The organism is Rosenbergiella metrosideri (genome assembly GCF_022602565.1).
Taxonomy (GTDB): domain Bacteria; phylum Pseudomonadota; class Gammaproteobacteria; order Enterobacterales; family Enterobacteriaceae; genus Rosenbergiella; species Rosenbergiella metrosideri.
This window is the reverse complement of the sequence record NZ_JALBCV010000001.1, coordinates 364,729-381,254: the sequence shown is the minus strand read 5'-3', so window position 1 is coordinate 381,254 and position 16,526 is coordinate 364,729. Positions and strand designations below refer to the sequence as shown.

Here is a 16,526-nt window from a genome sequence, read left to right as displayed (position 1 = left end):
TCAGATAAGGTCTGGTTAACGCTCGTCGTTAATCTTTTGTTGTGTAATTGTGTAAAGTGAAAAGTGTGAACCCTATCGCAACTCAGCCGTATAACAATAGTAATTATATTAGGTATTGCAATAGGTTAACTGTAATAAAAAAGAATTCTGCGACATATCGTAATGATTTTTTTCTAGGAAATTCGCGATGATTTCGCGTAACATACCCCGACAAATTACAAGTCATTAACAAAAACGCTCGAAGGAGAGGTTGATGGAAAGCAAAGTAGTTGTTCCTGCATCAGGCCAGAAAATCACGCTAAATCAAGGCAAATTAGCTGTTCCCAACAACCCAGTCATTCCTTATATCGAAGGGGATGGGATTGGTGTTGATGTCTCTCCTGTGATGTTAAAAGTGGTCGATGCGGCGGTAAACAAAGCCTATAACGGTGAGCGTAAGATTTCGTGGATGGAAATCTTTACCGGCGAGAAGTCGACAGAAGTGTACGGTCAAGACGTATGGTTACCGCAAGAGACACTGGATCTGATCAAAGAATACCGTGTCGCGATTAAAGGGCCATTAACGACGCCAGTCGGTGGCGGTATCCGTTCATTAAACGTTGCATTGCGCCAAGAGTTAGACCTTTATGTCTGCTTGCGCCCAGTACGCTACTACACTGGCACACCAAGCCCGGTCAAACGCCCTGAAGATACCGATATGGTTATTTTCCGCGAAAACTCAGAAGACATCTATGCGGGTATCGAATGGAAAGCGGGTAGCGCAGAAGCAGATAAAGTGATCAACTTCTTACGCACCGAAATGGGCGTGAAGAAAATTCGTTTCCCAGAACAATGTGGTATTGGCGTTAAGCCCTGTTCTGAAGAAGGAACTAAACGCTTAGTACGTGCAGCCTTCCAATATGTTATCGACAATGATCGTGATTCACTGACACTGGTCCACAAAGGTAACATCATGAAATTCACCGAAGGTGCCTTCAAAGATTGGGGATACCAACTGGTGAAAGAAGAGTTTGGCGCTGAACTATTAGACGGCGGCCCATGGATGAAGGCTAAGAACCCGAAAACGGGTAAAGAGATCATCATTAAAGACGTGATTGCCGATGCTTTCTTACAGCAAATCCTGCTACGCCCTGCAGAGTATGACGTTATCGCCTGTATGAACCTGAATGGTGACTACATCTCCGATGCTCTGGCGGCGCAAGTTGGCGGTATCGGTATTGCACCGGGCGCGAATATCGGTGACGAATGTGCACTGTTCGAAGCGACCCATGGTACTGCACCGAAGTATGCTGGCCAAGATAAAGTGAACCCAGGTTCAGTGATCCTTTCTGCTGAAATGATGCTCCGTCACCTCGGCTGGTTCGAAGCAGCTGACTTAATCGTTAAAGGAATGGAAGGCGCAATCGCCAATAAGACCGTGACTTACGATTTCGAACGTCTGATGGAAGGCGCTAAGTTACTGAAATGTTCAGAGTTTGGTGATGCGATCATCGCTAATATGTAGTTAATCACTCTGAGTGATTGATTAGAACGGGCGCCGAAAGGGGCCCGTTTTTTGTAACGATGATGGGGTATGTTGGCCCAGTATCGAGACGATAGCTCGGCAACTTTGAGGGGTATCAACCATTCGCACGGCGATCGGTAAACTTGAGAAAGAAGGGTGGTTAACTCGTCAGCAACGACGTTCGGGAAATGGTAATGCCCCGAATATTTACCAATTGAATGTAATTGAGTTTAAACGCGTTGCTTTATCTCATACGCCAGATTCTGATCCCTCAAATTCTGACGCATCAGAATCTGACCGGTCGAAATCCGACGCGTCAGAATCGAGCAATACGGACCATTTTCACCCGCCAGAATCTGGCGGGGATCAGTCAGTAACTTCAAAACAAGAACCATCAGTAAAATCAAAACCCACTTGTCAGGTTGCCGGGCAACTCGACCCAGAGGTGATTCTTACCGAACAGGCTCGTGAAGTGTTAACTCATTTGGACTAAACCACGGGATCACGCTTCACGACAAATAAATCCTCTCTGGAGCATATCCGGATTCGGTTTCGTGAAGACTTCACCGTTGCAGAGTTAAAACTCGTTATCGACTACAAGACCGAGGAATGGCGGGGAACTGAGCAAGAGCAATACATCCGACCCAAGACGCTTTTCATCCCAACAAACTTTGCAGGCTACCTGCAAAGAGCGGGCTATTGGGACAAAGCAGGTAGGCCACAACGAATCAACGGCCGCTGGTCCAAGCCGGGAGAACGAGTTATCACCGAGATTGATACTCCAGATCAATTCACACCAGCTGCTTTCAGGGGGCGTGATGGAAAGAAAAGTAGAGATACTGAAAGTTTTAAGCCTCGACAAGCCGCTAACTGCGATTGAAATTAGCGAAAAGACGGGGATCGGATGCAGAAAAGTCGGCAAGTTTATTAGTGATTTGGTTGAGAGTGGCGCCGCAAAAATTTACTCCGGGCGCTGGGCATTTTTGCAAGGTGAATATTTAGCACTGAGTAACCCAGAATTTTACAAACACGCGCAAACCACCGAAAGGTACGAAATCTCTGGTCGGTACCCTACCGCGCAAACAGCATGGCAAACAGCGTTCGAAAGCACCAGTGAGGTTCACCTTCGCACTAAAGAGGTTAAGCACATTGAGAACGGCGAGAGCAAGGTAAAGCGTTTGTGCTACGAGAGCATGGGCGAGATGGCGGGGCGAATAGCGCTGAACGGCATTTCGAGCTGCTTAGGTTCTGGATCAGGAAAATATTAAGGGTCAATACGTGACAATAAGTACAGTTACATTTGGAGAAACTTTATTTCTAATAAGTTTTTAATGAAAAGCAGATTTGACAAAGCAGGTCTGCAAAATCGAAATATACATTAAATATATTTAACATATGAGTAATTAAAGTAAAGCATTTTTAGCTCATCTTAAAAACTCTAGTCTATCTGGGAAATTGGTATAGCCGCCATTAATCCTATATGTTACCTCTCTTGCATCATCCTTATCAGCAGGCGTATTGATATGATTTCGAGTCCAGTAAATAGCCGATACATTTAATGCTAATCTTATGTCATTTGATAAAAATTAAGGTCTAGAAATTAACTCAAGATTAACTATCTTACTTAAGTTTTTATAATTATATCTCCCTGTAATTTGTATGAAACCTCTTCCTCTGTACTTAAAACTATCTCCGTCTTCTGTATTACCTAGATTTTTTTGTGCTCATAACGGTTATGTTGAGGGTTGATTCCCTCTTCAACCAAAGAACTGTAACCTCTACTTTCCTCACATAGTTGAGACAGAAAATGACACATTCTTAGGGGGGGTGTTAATTTTGTAATTATCAATGACATATGGCAGGCATCTAACCATTTCATTTATGATCAGATCTTGATGCCTTCCCTTATTACCTTTAAAGTGGTAAGAAATTGCGTAAAGTGTTTTAGCATCTATAGCTTTCACAAAACCTCCAGGAATTAATAATGAAAAAGATTGTGTTGCCTATATTACTAGCTATTATTTCCAAATGTGCAATAGCTGGGGATGATAAGCCTATTCCAGAAAAAAGCTGTATTAATATAAAGAGTTTAGATGTTGGGTCAAGGGAAAGAATTTATTTTAAAGGTAGTATATTACGATTTCAGCAGCAGTGTTGGTTTTTACCATTAAAGGCAGGTAATAAATTACATATTGAATTATCCGATAGTGATGGGAGTTCTGCACTTTCTTTATATAAACCTGGTGTTAAGATATCTTACGGTAGTGGTGATTTATCTTTCCTTCCTGAAAATGACGAGGGTAGTTACAGAGATCGATCTAACACTTACACTGGAGAGACTATTGATGGAGCATCAGATTATGATAACGCAAGAAATGTTGATACTAAGATAAATACTAGTGGTAATTACCTTATGGTTATAGGGCTCAATAGAGGTCCAGGTTCTGATTTTCAAGGGTTTGTTGAGATAGAGTAAGTATTTGAGATATTTTTTTTATTAAGTATGAATAGTTTTTGTCAAGCATTATATGTTTATTAATAACCCAACATCAGTTTTTTATGTTATGTACAATTTTACTAACTATTTCTTTTTTTATATTTTTTAGTAATGATTCCAATTTATTGATAGTGTTATATCGTGAGTTAGTATCCGATGACCTTGTCGTGCAACTCTACCGACTTTGAGAATGACAGTGATTTCCGTCCCAGCCTTGCCAGACGTTGCCTAATATTCAGATTATGTCGTTCGATTCTTTGTGTATAGCGCTTACTAATAACGTGAAACTCACACTTCAAGCGTGATTCATACATCGGCCATCTATCCGTCATCCACACGACTACTCAAAGGGTGACAGAAGATTCAGAAGACGCTCCAAGGTTATTATCGTCCGTTCGCCAAAGCGATGAGCCACAAACACCTCAGTATCTTGTCATAGACATAGAACAGCCAGAATTGACGAAATGTAGACCCAAAGTAGCTCCACTGCGAATCCATTTCAGCACAAACAATCACATCACTGCCCGGGTGTGTTTTAGACGTTACTGAGCGGTGCCTGAGTTTTTATATGTAGTAAAATAGTGTTTAAACCAGCCCCGATAATGCGAGCGCTAGCGCGACATCCAACCCCATTCATCGCCATATTAATGATTTTCTGGTGTGTCCTAGGTTGGAAAGCGGATGTAGGTGTGAGTGAGTTGCCATGTCTTACGACGCGATTTATAGATAACGCTGATGGTCAGCGGTACTTTTGCCGTTAAAGACAACGCCTTCAGTTACGGAACAGGAGGTTCAGCGCACGTAGATGGAAGCCACAGAAGTACCTCAAAAACACTATTACATACTAAATCAATAAATTGGAGTCATTACTTTGATATTGGAAAGTATTGGGTGATATGGATATAAGTAGGGGTGACTACTTATATCCATAGATAGGGAATTGTCACATAAATCCAAAATGGTTATAATAATTTATTCGTTCTGAGTAACGTCTAATTAAACAACTATTATATATACTCTCATAATACTTAGTGTCTTTTTCATTTACATTAGCTTCCATCAAGCACTCAGATTCAACCCATTTATCCCAAATTATTTTTGTTTGGATTAAACCTTTTACTAGGTCACTATAATTCATAACATACTTTTTATTCTTCTTTACATTTAACACCAGTTTTTTGAATGTGTTGTTATATTCATTCTTGAACGAAGTTTTTTTTTCAGAAATGCACACATAAGTTTCATCAGTAACCTTCTTTGCAAAGCAATCCTCAGAATACGTATTTTCTTTGTTTCCAGCTATAGCAGAGAATCCAATGAAGACTAACAAATATAAAAATCTAATCATGACTCACCCTTCAAATATTTAACTCGGTTACGCCCATTTTCGTACTGCCTTATTTCTTGCCTTGATTCTATTAGTTCTATAACTTCGTTAGTACTATTTTTCTCGAATGTCAAAATATGTACTTTATGTAAAACCCCTTGGTATTTCATGTCTACAAATATATCCCTCAACTTGATATTAAGTTCATCCCATCGTGGGGAATCAATTCTTCTATATTTTTCATAAAATCTTTTAGCATCAATCTCATATTTTTGATAAGTTAAATTAAATAGCCTAATTTGCTGATCTTCGGTTATTTCACCAATCTCATTTCTATTTTTTAAAACAAAAGATGCAGCATTGCAGTTATGTAATTTAGAACCTAGTGATATTTTATTGGCTTGTTCTAAGGGTACTCCTGCAGTACGAAGATCTCGAATTATCGCATCCCTTGTGCGATGCCTCATATCATACCCTCTACCAATAGTTACACCTGATCTTTCATTTAGAGATGAGCATGTTTTCACGCTTTCTGGCCAATGTATGACACGAGAATAGTATGGGCTATTTTTAATATTATTTCCCTCAGCCCTGAATGTCACAATACCTTTTTTTGGTTCCAACATAATCAACACTCACTCACATGAATAAATAATAGATACAGCTATTATCAACATCGTTTGAACTAAAACAAGCCTATATATTCTTATTCCTTATTTCCATCATTGCCCTTCTTTATTTAAAAGTAAGAAATCATTGTTAAATCAGTTACCTGTGAACGCTCTAGGATATTTAATTTAATTAATGTCGCAGGCTAACTATCATTTTCATGTAGTAGAGATCTGATGGAACTCAATTTATTGAGAGATACTCTTCTCTAAGATAAACAAAATATTTTAAGATTTTTATTATAAAACTGGTTGTATGATCAGTTATTTAGTACGATAAACGAGTTGGTGGATTACGATTCACTGGCTAAGGTTGGTCCCGTTCATTTGCAGATGATGGGGCGGGGCCGATACAAAAACGTGTGGAGAAAATTATATCCTTACCAACAAGTAGGGCTACTACGTCCGAAAACCGTTTAAAGTCTGTTCCGCTCGCTGGCGTATCAGAAAAATTTCCTATTTTGACCTACCGAGATATCCGTGTTGTCACTACCGAAACCCTTGCGCAAGGCTATGGAACTGATGAGGGTAACATCAGGCAAAATCTCACCAGAAATCTTCATCGATGTGAAGAGGGAACGCATCATTTCCTCCTAACAGGCCAAGAACTAAAGCTGTTTAAGAACAGAGTGACTGAAAGTCACTCTGTTGGGAGTAACGCTAGGTCTCTAACACTCTGGACAGAAAAGGTCGCCGCCCGAATGTCTAAGATTGTTGATACCAATCAGGCATGGGATTTCTTCGAGAAGCTGGAAGATAGCTATTTCAATTTGCGGGAAGTGCACGGCGTTATGCTGCCCAATATTGACGCTCCGATTCTATTGGCTAGATCTTGGGCGGATGCGATGGAGGCTAAGCAACAAGCTGAACAACTTACGCATACACAGGCCGAATACATCGAGCATCTGGAAGAGTTATTCGCTGAGGGGTTGTCACCGGTTCAATTCTGCAGGCGCTTGAACGGCGTGAACTCCACCAAAATAAGCAGCTATCTGCAGTCCTCCAACTGGCTCTATGATGATAACACTAACGGCTCCCATGCTCAGTGGCGCGTTAGATCGGCTGCACGGGACAAATACCTGACAGAAAATTTACGACGATAACACCCAAGTCGACAGCTAGTTTCACCACGTATTAGCCTATTTTATTAAGATTTGGTGCTGTGTGGCTTTACCGCAAGTACCTCAAAGGCCAACTACCAATGAAGGTAACGTGGGATGGTGACTTTACGCATGATAGATATTTGGCTGGGGAGGTGTGATGTCAGGGAAATCGCCACACAACTTGCTTTATCTAGCTAATCGCTGATGAGAGCAATATTAACCCCAGACGTTGCGCCACTGACGGGTACCGTAATTTTCAAGCCGGGTAATGAGCTGCTCTCTATGTTCCGTGCCGGCAAAGTATTGGTCTCTAACGTGCCTGAAAACTTGCGAGACACACCAGCCGGGCGACTGAGTGACTCAGCGCAGCCGCTCATGGATAACCCCTCAATTATTGATTTCATATGTCAGGACGAAGTAATTGCAGCGGCTGGCGGTAGTGAAGTGCTCCGAGATCACTTAAGGCGATTTCATTGCTACCAGTTTGAGTCAGAGGAAGACCACCCTAAGTATTACACGACGTTAAAGTCCGGTACCGGTTATGTTTCTCTGTGCTACACGCACGATAATAATTTTCGCGATGTTCATATTTCGCAACCGCTCCAGGATATTGCAAAGCTGAATACAGCTAATTGGGTGAATGGGAGAGTAATCTATAACCTCACTCTGCCTGAAGGCCACCAGCTGACTTTACCAGAGCTATGTTGCTGGGCGTTCGTGAAGGGCTTAGTCCACTTACTTCCGGAAGGTTCGACAGAGGTACCGTTTGGCCCACAAAAGGAATCAACGATATTGCCGCTCGATAATTCAGGACGGCATATCATTGAGGAGAGCGCAGAAGCTGTTAAGCAAGTCTTAGCAATAGGTGTGGATCCCGAGTCACCAGAATCATTTATGCGCAGACCTAAGGTTAACGAGAAGTACACCCGATGGGTTAAATCTCAGACCTGTGCATGCTGTGGACAACCGGCTGACGACCCTCACCATATCATCGGTTACGGGCAGGGCGGAATGGGTACCAAAACGCATGACCCGTTTGTGATCCCTCTATGCAGAAAGCATCATGATGAATGACACGCAGACCAGAGTAAGTTTGAAAACAAATACGGGACACAGCTTGTACGGCTTCGGGTTTTGGTGCTATGGGACTATCCACTAGCTACACAGGATATGATGATGGCGGATTCACAGGCGATGGTGGTAAGTACGATCCTGCTGGAATTGTCCACAAAGGAGAGTTTGTTTTCACCAAGGAGGCTACCAGCAGAATCGGTGTGGATAACCTTTACAAGATGATGCGTGGGTACTCTGATGGAGGCTATGTAACAGGGACGGTAGTAACACCTAAAGCTGTTAGCCAGCTATCAGGAAACGGCGGTGTAGCAAGTGTTGGGAACATCACAGTCAATGTCGATAGTAGCGGCAAAGCTTCTAGTGGTTCAGCTACTGATGGCCAAGGAATTGGTAAGCAAATACAGTCTGCTGTGATCAACACCATAAACGAACAAGCAACCAAACAGGGAACTCCACTCTGGCGAGCCATTAAGGGGCGGTAATGGATACATTCAGTTATTGCGTCCAAATAGGCGCAACAGGAACGGTGCCAGTGAAGGTTAATTCGGCACAGTTCGACGACGGGTATAAGCAGGTTAGCGGCGTTGGCATTAACTCAGTCGCCTAAACGTGGAACCTGACGAGCAAAGGGTCGCTGGCAGATATGCAGAAAGTGGGGGATTTCCTCACCTCACATTGTGCATCATCTTTCAATTGGAAGAACCCGTGGGGCGAAACCAAGATGTATCGAGTCAAAGCCGATTCCATTACGCCTAATTTCGTTACCGGGCAGTATGTAGAACTATCATTCACATTTGAACAGGCCTTTGCACCCTGATATTTTATATCTTCAGTGATTATAAAATTGTTTATTGAATACATTTAATTTTTATGGGGTGGGGGAGTAGATGAAATTTGTGGTAGCAATTCTATTGGTAGAACATTTGAAAATATACAAAGCCCATCAAAGGGGGAATTTTTTAAAATGAAATGGTTATGTAAGAAAAAGGATCAACGAATGAACCTTTTTACTTGCTTCTAATAATTTATATCTTTTTTAGATATAAGGTAACTATTTACACTACCCAATGAGCATTCATCATAAGATGAATAGCTGGTGGTAATTACCTCATATGATTGGCCATTTTTATTAAAAAATTGAAAGCGATAAATCTGATTATAAATGTTACTCACCTTTTTCTCTGATGCCAACAATACGTACTTAGTTTTTGTCTCATCTAGGTCTGTGATATTAACAATCCCTGAGTTTTTCAACCAGCCTTCGGTCATATTCATAGGCCATGAATGGCAATCAGGGCCATTTGTTTTGGCTAGCACGGTGGTAGGAAGAAGAATAATTGTAAAAAAAACTATTATTTTTTTCATGGAACCACCTCAATTTGCTTATCACCACTGTCCCATATTTTCTGCCTTACATTCAAGGGTAGAATTATGCAACCGTTCGATGCTTCACCAGGGTGTTTAGAACTGTCTCCGTGGATTAAGAAGCCTGCTCGTCCATACACATTATTCGTTGGATCTGGTTGTAGCCTTATAGAGTAAGCGCCTGTGTGAGAATGATGAAATGGTCTCCCTATTATTTGATATTTCCCTCTAGGTAGGGGGCGAATATTAGGTTTTTTTTCCATATCTGGATTAAATTTTCCGGGCCCTTTTCCTGAGTAACCTTTGATTATAAAATGTCCATTTTTGCTCAATTTTCCAGTGCTTTGCTCAAAAATCCATGTCATAACGAATACTCCATTAATCTAAAAATTGAATTGATAAATTATTTATATTTTCTCTTTGTGAAAGAATAATGATTATTTTGTTTATATCCTCATTCATTAATATGATCTTTTTAGGTGAGTATATAACTTACATTATACATAACGCCACTTTGTAATTATAATATTACATCACGGTGGAAATGAAAGGTAAGTTAATCCGCGTGCCGGATAACTATGACCCTGATATACGGACTTACTCTGGTAGCTGGTCAGGTAACTTTAAGCTTGCATATAGCAACAACCCAGCGTGGGTATTCTACGACCTAATTCTGGATAAGATTTACGGCATGGATAACCATGTCGATGCTTCCATGATTGTACAAATGAAGCCTGTATCAAATCGCGGTATACTGTGACGGTATGGTATCGAATGACGCTGGCGGCACCGAGCCTCGCTTTTCCGCTTTGATCTGTGTGAGTGATTTAGTCTCATCCACATTTCAGGTATGCTACCGATGACGTTGGCTAATCGTCTAGCCATATCGGGCGTCAAAGAGATACGTTCTTCAATGAGCTGGGTTATCTCTATCGTTGGTCCCCCCAATGCGTTAGCGAGCTCTTGTACGCTGATATCGAGATAGGCTCTTTCTTCCTCGATGTAACGACCAGGATGAGGTGGGTTTCGCATTACGCTCATGTTCTTAAGTCTCCAGTTATTAGGTCTCTTTTTTAGCGGTTATTGAGGTGATCGGACAGTTTTTTGTGGGGTTAGGTATCAAATCAGCTTGAAATCATCCGCTAATCACTTGGATGCATAACGATTCATGGCCTCAGAATTCATCTGCGCCATTTTGAGCGGCTTTTAGGGGGGGAGGCGTAGGGATTTTAGGGGTTACGCCCTAGAATGGCTCTGAGGGCGTTTGAGCGGTGCGCGTAAGACCTGCTTATATTAAATTTTTTCCTCTATTTGCCTGGGGCCTGGGAATGTCAAATTTTATTAATCAGATTTTTTTAATAAATTTCTTATGGTTTTTCTTATGTGAAAAATTATATTTTGTATTTTACAATGAATACTGATTTATGCATGGTTAATTATGATTGTTACAGCAAAGTTACTTAATGCAATTTGCCTTCACTTTAGATCTAGAAAATTTAAAGAGAGAAATAATAGACAGTTATCAAACATTCAATCTTTGGTTAATCCTCTTAATCACTGGTTCAGAGTTTATGAGATAAATACACCATTAAGAGTTGCTCACTTTCTAGCTCAAGCTTGTTGTGAAACATTTTATTTTTCAGATATGCCGGAGATTCCTTCCAACGGAGAAAGAGAATATGATTTTGGAACAAGGATAGGCGCCGCTCTTGGTAATACTCATCCAGGTGATGGACCGAAATATATTGGGCGAGGGTTGTTACATCTTACCGGTAGGTATAACTATCGAACGGCTGGCAAGAAAATTGGTGTTGACCTTGAATCACAACCTCAGTTAGTTGCTAGCGATTTTGATATAGCTGTAAGAACGGCATGTCTATTTTGGAAAACTAATGGGCTAAATGGTTTTGCTGATAGTGATGCATTTTTAAATATAACCCATAAGGTGAATGGCTATGAAAATGGCATAAAAGAAAGGCGAGCTGCCTTGATCCGAGCGAAGAGATTCCTGAATATCAAGTGAATCATAGGTAATAATGTCACTCTAAAAGCTCTCTGCTTATAAAATACTCAGGGGCTATGCTTTTTATTTCATCCTTAATCACAAAAATCCTACCTATATCTAAAGCGCATTTATTTCTATTGCCATATGTTTCAACTATAAAACTAACATTCTTATCTGATGTTAACTTGTAAATTTGCTTGTAAATCGGGATGTTGTATTCTTCCCTAATTCCTGATTCATCTAGTTCTTTTTTAGAGTATCCGAATTGTTTTGCTTTTTTATATAGTTGAACATTCCTTTCTGAATCACTTAATTTATAAGAAGATAATCTTTCTATCTTTAATTCCTTTATGTTCTTCTCGTCATTCCCTAAATATTCTTCCATGTATTTTGATTTTGTTTGATCAAGGTTGGTTATTATTGCGTTGTCTAGGCTTTTGTCATTGTAATTCCTACAATCTGGTATCATGTCAGTCGTAGCAAATGAAGGTGATGTAAATAATATTGATGATAAAAAAATGATCTTCTTTTTCATATAACTACCCGTGGTTTATATGTGTTTTTTTGTAAAAATACTATATTGAATTTAGTAAAGTCAAAACAGTTTATGCTTACCTTTTTTTAGATAAAAGCCTGCCTAATGCCCCCGTGGTGGGTATATAAAAATCACGGGGAGCGTAGCGACCATCGACTAGCTCTTTTCTTGTTTGAAAAGGTTTGATTGTGTGGGCATAGTGCCAGACTTCTGTAATCACACTATGCCGCTTACTACTCCTTAGAAACTCACTTTATCAGGTGCCAGTTATCGTACTGCGAGACGGGGTAGAGCCAACTTCTTTCCCGAGTTGTTTAGGATCTTATTCCCACCGTATGCCTGTTTATCATGCCGGAGTCCGGGGCGTAGACCTGAGTGTCTAAGGTGCAGGTATGATTTTAATGTCGTTGAATGGGATATTATGGTAACTAATGGAGTTTATTTGTAGATCTTTAATGAGGTTGAAGGTCAAGTGTGCAAAGGACCATGTTGTGATGCTTCTGCTTTTCCATTGGCTTTTGTGTATTCTTGCTGATGAAAGGTATCTACATTTAAGGATGGAAGGTGCGTTGCTATGAAAGTAAGTGAAACAGCATTGCTGGAGTCGGGATTTAGCCATGATGAACTTCAAAAAATAAAAAGTAATGTGGAAAATTATGGCGGAACTCTTGAGGAAGCTATAAATGATCTCGCTCGCCGATTCAGGTCATGGCTCTGGGTCACTGGTATATGTATTGTTTTTTTTCTATTACTGGTTGTTTTTAGTTCCACAATCAAAGTAATAGCAGGCGGGCTGGCCATTGTCTTCGCTATTACTATTATTTCGTTTATGCAGCCCCTTATTATTTCATACAAATCATGGCGTTATGTTAAGTTAAATAGGTGTTAGTTATTACCATTATCTGTCGTCAGAAGGTCGAAAATCACTTTTGCTTTCACACCGTAACCAACAATCTTAATTGTTAATTTGGGGCGGCTCATCGTCTCGACTTTGCGATAATAGTCACTCGGCATCCATCTGAATAATATCCATACTCCCTGTTTTCGTACAAGACCGCCTTATGTTAAATGGGTATTAAATTGTGAAGGTGTCAATCTCACCGCCGTTGATGAACAACACATCAAAAGTACCATTTTCGACACACTCTCTCATGAGAGGGATATATTTTTCAGGTGATCTTGAGCTAGGTGCTTATCCAATACAACTTGATCAGCCCATCTCTCTATAGTTATGAATGTTAATCCGTCTATGTAAGATTCATATTGGATACAGCCATCTTCTTTTGCCGCATATTCATGCTGAAGGATATTAGCTATACGTCTAAGTTCTTCTTGCTTACCGTTACGGATAAGCCCTTTAACTATCGCAGTGATCACTGTTGTTCCTCGCAAGTTATGTTACTCACGTTTCTATTACAAGGGGTTATCAAATTAGTTAGCGGTTCGGGCTATAGAGCTCTCGAAACAAATGGTTATCCGCAGTGTGAAAATATTAATCATTTTATTCGGTAAAAGGTCAAGAAATAACTCAGGAGTGGCTAACGAAGCGTATAGAATTGGCCTGATATGTCGTTAAAGATTAACACCGTATAAGCACAAAAGTTACGTGGAAAAAAAGCCCTAATCCGAAGATTAGGGCGTAAACACTTAGGCTTTGATACGTTTGCCGTTAGGCAGAGTATTGACGCCCCACATTCCTGCCACAGCGCTGACAATCGCGCCCAGCAGTAATGCGACGAACGACCATAGAGAAATTTTGGATGCCGCTTTGGCTGCCGCATCAGCTTTCTCTTTTGCTTCTTGTTTAAATTGCGCATATTGCGCTTTCGCTTGGTCGACCTTAGTTTGCAATTGGTTAATGCTTTGATTCGCTTGTTGTACTGCTTTATCACGCGCTTGAATGAAATTATCAACCGCTTGATCAGCTTGTTCCTGTGTCATGGAGGTATTTTGCGCTAAGGCATTTTTCACATCATCGCGGTTTACCGATTTGCTGATGGTCTCAGTACGAGATTTCAATTTATCAGTCAATTGACTAATAATTTGGTCACTGTTATCCGGATGGGTGGCTATCGCTTTACCGGCATCCATCACATCGTCACCTGCTTGTTGTAGCTGGTCTTGCAGATATTGAGGCTGTAGTTCAGGAATATTCGATTTCTTCAGCGCATTAATAACCTGTTGATTGGTATCAGACATATCGATATGAGTATTGACCCCGAGTTTATCGAACATGTCTTTGCTGAAATCAGCGGTATTGGCAACGGCTTTACCCGCACCACTGACCACGCTACCCGCACCGGAGGCTACAGAGCTGACTGCACTCCCGGTTAATTTGAGTAGGCCACCGAGTGCAGAGAAACCTAATACGGTCGCAACCAATAAGGTCGTTCCCCAAATAAGGAAGCCATGAATTAAGCCATCAGCACCGGCTAAACGACCCGCTACAAATCCGCCTGCCGCCAAACTAATCATTAATGCAATAACAGTCCATATCATTACGGCTTTATCAGCACCGTTAATAATATCGTCCTGTGTAGGAGAAAGAAGAGAAAAGCCTAAACTCGCGCCGAGAGTGGTTAATAGTAGCGAGACTGCTAAAACGGTAATCACGCCTGCAATAATGCTACCCCAAGAAATCCTGTTGGTAATTTTAATTTCGTTTTGTAATTCCATCTTTAACTCCATTTTAAAAGAATGACTCAATAATCAATGTAGTTCAAAGTTAGGAAAATTCTAATTTTTGATCTTTACTCTGATTATGCACCTCACAAAAAATGATAGATCGCTGTGTTGCTAGCTTTCGAGCGGAGAGTTACGGCGTAAGTGAGGTGCGGTATAGTGGAATAGGGCGGTATGTTAATCCGCCCATCTTTTACTCGAAATTATGAAATGCCTTTGACAACCGGATTTTTTTGCGCCGATAACGCCGACATAAATTGATCATCAAGGTGTAGGTGTTGCTTCACCAATTCAAGTGGAGTACTGGCTAACCACTGGTTGAGTGAGATATCAGCGTAATAATCGCTTTTAAATAATTCGAGAAAACGCAGCGGGGTATCGCCGGTATTTTCTATGTAATGCCCCATGGCAAAAGGGACATAACCGACATCGCCTGCACGATAATCAAAAGTACGCGCCTGACCTGATGAGGCGAAAACGCCCATTCTTCCTTGCCCTTCGAGATAATATTGCCACTCATCGTTATTAGGGTGCCAATGCAGTTCTCTCATCCCCCCCGGCGCAATCTCGACTAATGCGGCAGCAATGGTTTTGGACACGGGAAAATTGGATGAGTCCGTGATACGGACCTCACCTCCAGCTGAGGTGATGGGGGATTGCTGCATCATGCGGTGAGTGAATTTCTGTTTGGATTTTTTTCCCTTCTTAGGGCTGGCAGATGAAATATCACCGGGAACTTTACCTGCAAAAATATATTCATCTTGCGGAGAGGGTAAATGTGAAAAAGTCGATACAGGCAGATTAAAGTTTTTGGCTAACACTTCAGGGGGGATATGTTTAAACCAGTCAGAAAGTAAGAAAGTACTGTCCTCATCGAATCCACCGTCGTCGAATGCCAGTAAAAATTCACAACCGTCATTACCGATGCCTTGAATAGAATGCGGAATACCCGGTGGAAAATACCACAGATCGCCGGTAGAAATATCGTCAATAAACCATCCCCCCTCGGTATCGAACGCAGTGACTCGGGCGTGACCATAGGTCATAAAAGCCCATTCGCCTTCTTTATGCCAATGCAGTTCTCGAATTCCCCCCGCATTGAGGCGCATATCTACGCCAGCGATCGTTTTCGAGACCCCTAATTCCCGATTAGTCACTTGTCGGGTCCATCCGCCACTACTGCGGCGAATATGGGCATCACTAAAAGAATAACGAAGGTTAGGCAGTGTTCCGTTATCGGTTGCCGGTGGGTTAACTAAATCCTTATTTTCCTGTTCGCGCAATGGATCGTGGGGGCCAGGGAAATCAGCCTTAAATGGATAGGCTTTGGTGTCATTATCGTGTGCATGCACTTCGCCTGCCGCAAGTATCATGGTGCCTCCTGCGGCGAAAGACATAAAATTGCGACGTGTGAAATTAGCCATCTAAACCTCCTGTCTGTGTGTAGCTTTACTTTTACGCCAGCAGACGGTGTATCAGAAATAGCTGATGTAACATTTTATTAACAATGTTATTTTCCCGTTTCGAAACAGTAGGGGAGTTATTACCGCCAGCGACCTGCGCAGCAGTGCAGAGAGTGACAATCTTTGCCTATAAAGCGCTGGATGATGACTTACTTCAAACAATGTGGGAAGCGTCCTTATCGTTACAATCAAAAATTATCAGTCAGGCGTTACATTTAGGATTTTATTTACAATTGGTATAAGGACAGGCGTAGAGATAGCCTTTGAATCATTTGAAATCTAGGCGATCAAATCGTAAATATC

At 41.2% G+C, this 16,526-nt stretch carries 19 protein-coding genes and 4 pseudogenes; 12 read left to right on the top strand and 11 right to left on the bottom strand.

The window, feature by feature from the left end; translation table 11 throughout:
- Window positions 1-253: 253 nt before the first annotated feature.
- The 4 genes and pseudogenes from icd to MKR94_RS01890 all read left to right on the top strand — a co-directional run bounded on the left by icd (window position 254) and on the right by MKR94_RS01890 (window position 3,980).
- The gene (gene icd, locus MKR94_RS01910; protein WP_241645198.1) at window positions 254-1,504 is read left to right on the top strand and encodes an NADP-dependent isocitrate dehydrogenase; all 1,251 of its coding nucleotides are present in this window, start codon (window positions 254-256) and stop codon (window positions 1,502-1,504) included.
- Between the two features lie 49 nt (window positions 1,505-1,553).
- Window positions 1,554-2,246 (top strand): annotated as a pseudogene (locus MKR94_RS17025) (conserved phage C-terminal domain-containing protein); the annotation flags it as partial.
- Window positions 2,247-2,322: 76 nt separating this feature from the next.
- Window positions 2,323-2,772, top strand: coding sequence for a hypothetical protein (locus MKR94_RS01895; RefSeq protein WP_241645197.1), 450 nt, complete (start codon window positions 2,323-2,325; stop codon window positions 2,770-2,772).
- A gap of 716 nt (window positions 2,773-3,488) precedes the next feature.
- The gene (locus MKR94_RS01890; RefSeq protein ID WP_241645196.1) at window positions 3,489-3,980 is read left to right on the top strand and encodes a hypothetical protein; all 492 of its coding nucleotides are present in this window, start codon (window positions 3,489-3,491) and stop codon (window positions 3,978-3,980) included.
- A gap of 167 nt (window positions 3,981-4,147) precedes the next feature.
- Here the strand turns inward: MKR94_RS01890 and MKR94_RS01885 are convergent.
- The 3 genes and pseudogenes from MKR94_RS01885 to MKR94_RS01875 form a co-directional block, all read right to left on the bottom strand.
- Window positions 4,148-4,817, bottom strand: a pseudogene (locus tag MKR94_RS01885) (IS1 family transposase).
- 127 nt (window positions 4,818-4,944) lie between these two features.
- On the bottom strand, window positions 4,945-5,349 hold the full coding sequence (locus MKR94_RS01880; protein ID WP_241645195.1) for a lysozyme inhibitor LprI family protein: 405 nt from the start codon (window positions 5,347-5,349) through the stop codon (window positions 4,945-4,947).
- Window positions 5,346-5,954, bottom strand: coding sequence for a lysozyme family protein (locus tag MKR94_RS01875; RefSeq protein ID WP_241645194.1), 609 nt, complete (start codon window positions 5,952-5,954; stop codon window positions 5,346-5,348). The genes MKR94_RS01880 and MKR94_RS01875 overlap by 4 nt, the downstream gene beginning before the upstream one ends.
- Before the next feature lie 404 nt (window positions 5,955-6,358).
- Here MKR94_RS01875 and MKR94_RS17020 point away from each other — a divergent pair.
- From MKR94_RS17020 to MKR94_RS01845, 6 genes and pseudogenes are all read left to right on the top strand, one after another.
- Window positions 6,359-6,649, top strand: a pseudogene (locus tag MKR94_RS17020) (ORF6N domain-containing protein); the annotation flags it as partial.
- Window positions 6,650-6,697: 48 nt separating this feature from the next.
- Window positions 6,698-7,099, top strand: coding sequence for a hypothetical protein (locus tag MKR94_RS01865; protein WP_241645309.1), 402 nt, complete (start codon window positions 6,698-6,700; stop codon window positions 7,097-7,099).
- A gap of 204 nt (window positions 7,100-7,303) precedes the next feature.
- Complete coding sequence (locus MKR94_RS01860) at window positions 7,304-8,173, top strand: DUF968 domain-containing protein (protein ID WP_241645193.1); 870 nt, start codon at window positions 7,304-7,306, stop codon at window positions 8,171-8,173.
- 68 nt (window positions 8,174-8,241) lie between these two features.
- Entirely contained in the window at window positions 8,242-8,655 is a 414-nt protein-coding gene (locus MKR94_RS01855) for a phage tail tape measure protein (protein ID WP_241645192.1), read from the top strand.
- Window positions 8,655-8,780, top strand: coding sequence for a phage tail protein (locus MKR94_RS01850; protein WP_241645191.1), 126 nt, complete (start codon window positions 8,655-8,657; stop codon window positions 8,778-8,780). The genes MKR94_RS01855 and MKR94_RS01850 overlap by 1 nt, the downstream gene beginning before the upstream one ends.
- Window positions 8,781-8,789: 9 nt before the next feature.
- Entirely contained in the window at window positions 8,790-8,990 is a 201-nt protein-coding gene (locus MKR94_RS01845) for a hypothetical protein (RefSeq protein WP_277755581.1), read from the top strand.
- Between the two features lie 200 nt (window positions 8,991-9,190).
- On the opposite strand, the gene MKR94_RS01840 is transcribed toward MKR94_RS01845, so the two are convergent.
- From MKR94_RS01840 to MKR94_RS17105, 3 genes are all read right to left on the bottom strand, one after another.
- Entirely contained in the window at window positions 9,191-9,538 is a 348-nt protein-coding gene (locus tag MKR94_RS01840) for a hypothetical protein (protein ID WP_241645189.1), read from the bottom strand.
- Entirely contained in the window at window positions 9,535-9,903 is a 369-nt protein-coding gene (locus tag MKR94_RS01835; protein WP_241645188.1) for a tlde1 domain-containing protein, read from the bottom strand. The genes MKR94_RS01840 and MKR94_RS01835 overlap by 4 nt, the downstream gene beginning before the upstream one ends.
- 319 nt (window positions 9,904-10,222) lie before the next feature.
- Entirely contained in the window at window positions 10,223-10,570 is a 348-nt protein-coding gene (locus MKR94_RS17105; protein WP_422047489.1) for a HigA family addiction module antitoxin, read from the bottom strand.
- A gap of 406 nt (window positions 10,571-10,976) precedes the next feature.
- Here MKR94_RS17105 and MKR94_RS01825 point away from each other — a divergent pair, with 406 nt between their 5' ends.
- Window positions 10,977-11,561 carry a glycoside hydrolase family 19 protein gene (locus tag MKR94_RS01825; RefSeq protein ID WP_241645187.1) on the top strand — a complete coding sequence of 195 codons (585 nt, stop codon included), beginning with the start codon at window positions 10,977-10,979 and terminating at the stop codon, window positions 11,559-11,561.
- A gap of 16 nt (window positions 11,562-11,577) precedes the next feature.
- Here the strand turns inward: MKR94_RS01825 and MKR94_RS01820 are convergent, their stop codons facing one another.
- On the bottom strand, window positions 11,578-12,078 hold the full coding sequence (locus MKR94_RS01820; RefSeq protein WP_241645186.1) for a hypothetical protein: 501 nt from the start codon (window positions 12,076-12,078) through the stop codon (window positions 11,578-11,580).
- 574 nt (window positions 12,079-12,652) lie between these two features.
- Between MKR94_RS01820 and MKR94_RS01815 the strand changes: the two genes are divergently transcribed.
- Entirely contained in the window at window positions 12,653-12,967 is a 315-nt protein-coding gene (locus MKR94_RS01815) for a hypothetical protein (protein WP_241645185.1), read from the top strand.
- On the opposite strand, the pseudogene MKR94_RS17420 reads toward MKR94_RS01815, so the two are convergent.
- The 4 genes and pseudogenes from MKR94_RS17420 to MKR94_RS01795 form a co-directional block, all read right to left on the bottom strand.
- A pseudogene (locus MKR94_RS17420) lies at window positions 12,964-13,134 on the bottom strand (DUF4225 domain-containing protein); the annotation flags it as partial. The gene MKR94_RS01815 and the pseudogene MKR94_RS17420 sit on opposite strands and share 4 nt — an antisense overlap.
- 93 nt (window positions 13,135-13,227) lie before the next feature.
- Window positions 13,228-13,455 carry a putative quinol monooxygenase gene (locus MKR94_RS01805; protein WP_241645184.1) on the bottom strand — a complete coding sequence of 76 codons (228 nt, stop codon included), beginning with the start codon at window positions 13,453-13,455 and terminating at the stop codon, window positions 13,228-13,230.
- 270 nt (window positions 13,456-13,725) lie between these two features.
- The gene (locus MKR94_RS01800) at window positions 13,726-14,754 is read right to left on the bottom strand and encodes a TIGR04086 family membrane protein (protein ID WP_241645183.1); all 1,029 of its coding nucleotides are present in this window, start codon (window positions 14,752-14,754) and stop codon (window positions 13,726-13,728) included.
- A gap of 209 nt (window positions 14,755-14,963) precedes the next feature.
- On the bottom strand, window positions 14,964-16,184 hold the full coding sequence (locus tag MKR94_RS01795) for a cupin domain-containing protein (protein WP_241645182.1): 1,221 nt from the start codon (window positions 16,182-16,184) through the stop codon (window positions 14,964-14,966).
- Window positions 16,185-16,526: the final 342 nt, after the last annotated feature.

Bases quoted from the DNA above. Each gene is read 5' to 3' on its own strand.
- MKR94_RS01875 (WP_241645194.1), bottom strand. From the start codon at position 5,954: ATGTTGGAACCAAAAAAAGGTATTGTGACATTCAGGGCTGAGGGAAAT.
- MKR94_RS01825 (WP_241645187.1), top strand. From the start codon at position 10,977: ATGATTGTTACAGCAAAGTTACTTAATGCAATTTGCCTTCACTTTAGA.
- MKR94_RS01815 (WP_241645185.1), top strand. From the start codon at position 12,653: ATGAAAGTAAGTGAAACAGCATTGCTGGAGTCGGGATTTAGCCATGAT.
- MKR94_RS01835 (WP_241645188.1), bottom strand. From the start codon at position 9,903: ATGACATGGATTTTTGAGCAAAGCACTGGAAAATTGAGCAAAAATGGA.
- MKR94_RS01840 (WP_241645189.1), bottom strand. From the start codon at position 9,538: ATGAAAAAAATAATAGTTTTTTTTACAATTATTCTTCTTCCTACCACC.
- MKR94_RS01860 (WP_241645193.1), top strand. From the start codon at position 7,304: ATGAGAGCAATATTAACCCCAGACGTTGCGCCACTGACGGGTACCGTA.
- MKR94_RS01880 (WP_241645195.1), bottom strand. From the start codon at position 5,349: ATGATTAGATTTTTATATTTGTTAGTCTTCATTGGATTCTCTGCTATA.
- MKR94_RS01895 (WP_241645197.1), top strand. From the start codon at position 2,323: ATGGAAAGAAAAGTAGAGATACTGAAAGTTTTAAGCCTCGACAAGCCG.
- icd (WP_241645198.1), top strand. From the start codon at position 254: ATGGAAAGCAAAGTAGTTGTTCCTGCATCAGGCCAGAAAATCACGCTA.
- MKR94_RS01795 (WP_241645182.1), bottom strand. From the start codon at position 16,184: ATGGCTAATTTCACACGTCGCAATTTTATGTCTTTCGCCGCAGGAGGC.
- MKR94_RS01850 (WP_241645191.1), top strand. From the start codon at position 8,655: ATGGATACATTCAGTTATTGCGTCCAAATAGGCGCAACAGGAACGGTG.
- MKR94_RS01890 (WP_241645196.1), top strand. From the start codon at position 3,489: ATGAAAAAGATTGTGTTGCCTATATTACTAGCTATTATTTCCAAATGT.
- MKR94_RS01800 (WP_241645183.1), bottom strand. From the start codon at position 14,754: ATGGAATTACAAAACGAAATTAAAATTACCAACAGGATTTCTTGGGGT.
- MKR94_RS01865 (WP_241645309.1), top strand. From the start codon at position 6,698: ATGTCTAAGATTGTTGATACCAATCAGGCATGGGATTTCTTCGAGAAG.
- MKR94_RS01820 (WP_241645186.1), bottom strand. From the start codon at position 12,078: ATGAAAAAGAAGATCATTTTTTTATCATCAATATTATTTACATCACCT.
- MKR94_RS17105 (WP_422047489.1), bottom strand. From the start codon at position 10,570: ATGCGAAACCCACCTCATCCTGGTCGTTACATCGAGGAAGAAAGAGCC.
- MKR94_RS01855 (WP_241645192.1), top strand. From the start codon at position 8,242: ATGGGACTATCCACTAGCTACACAGGATATGATGATGGCGGATTCACA.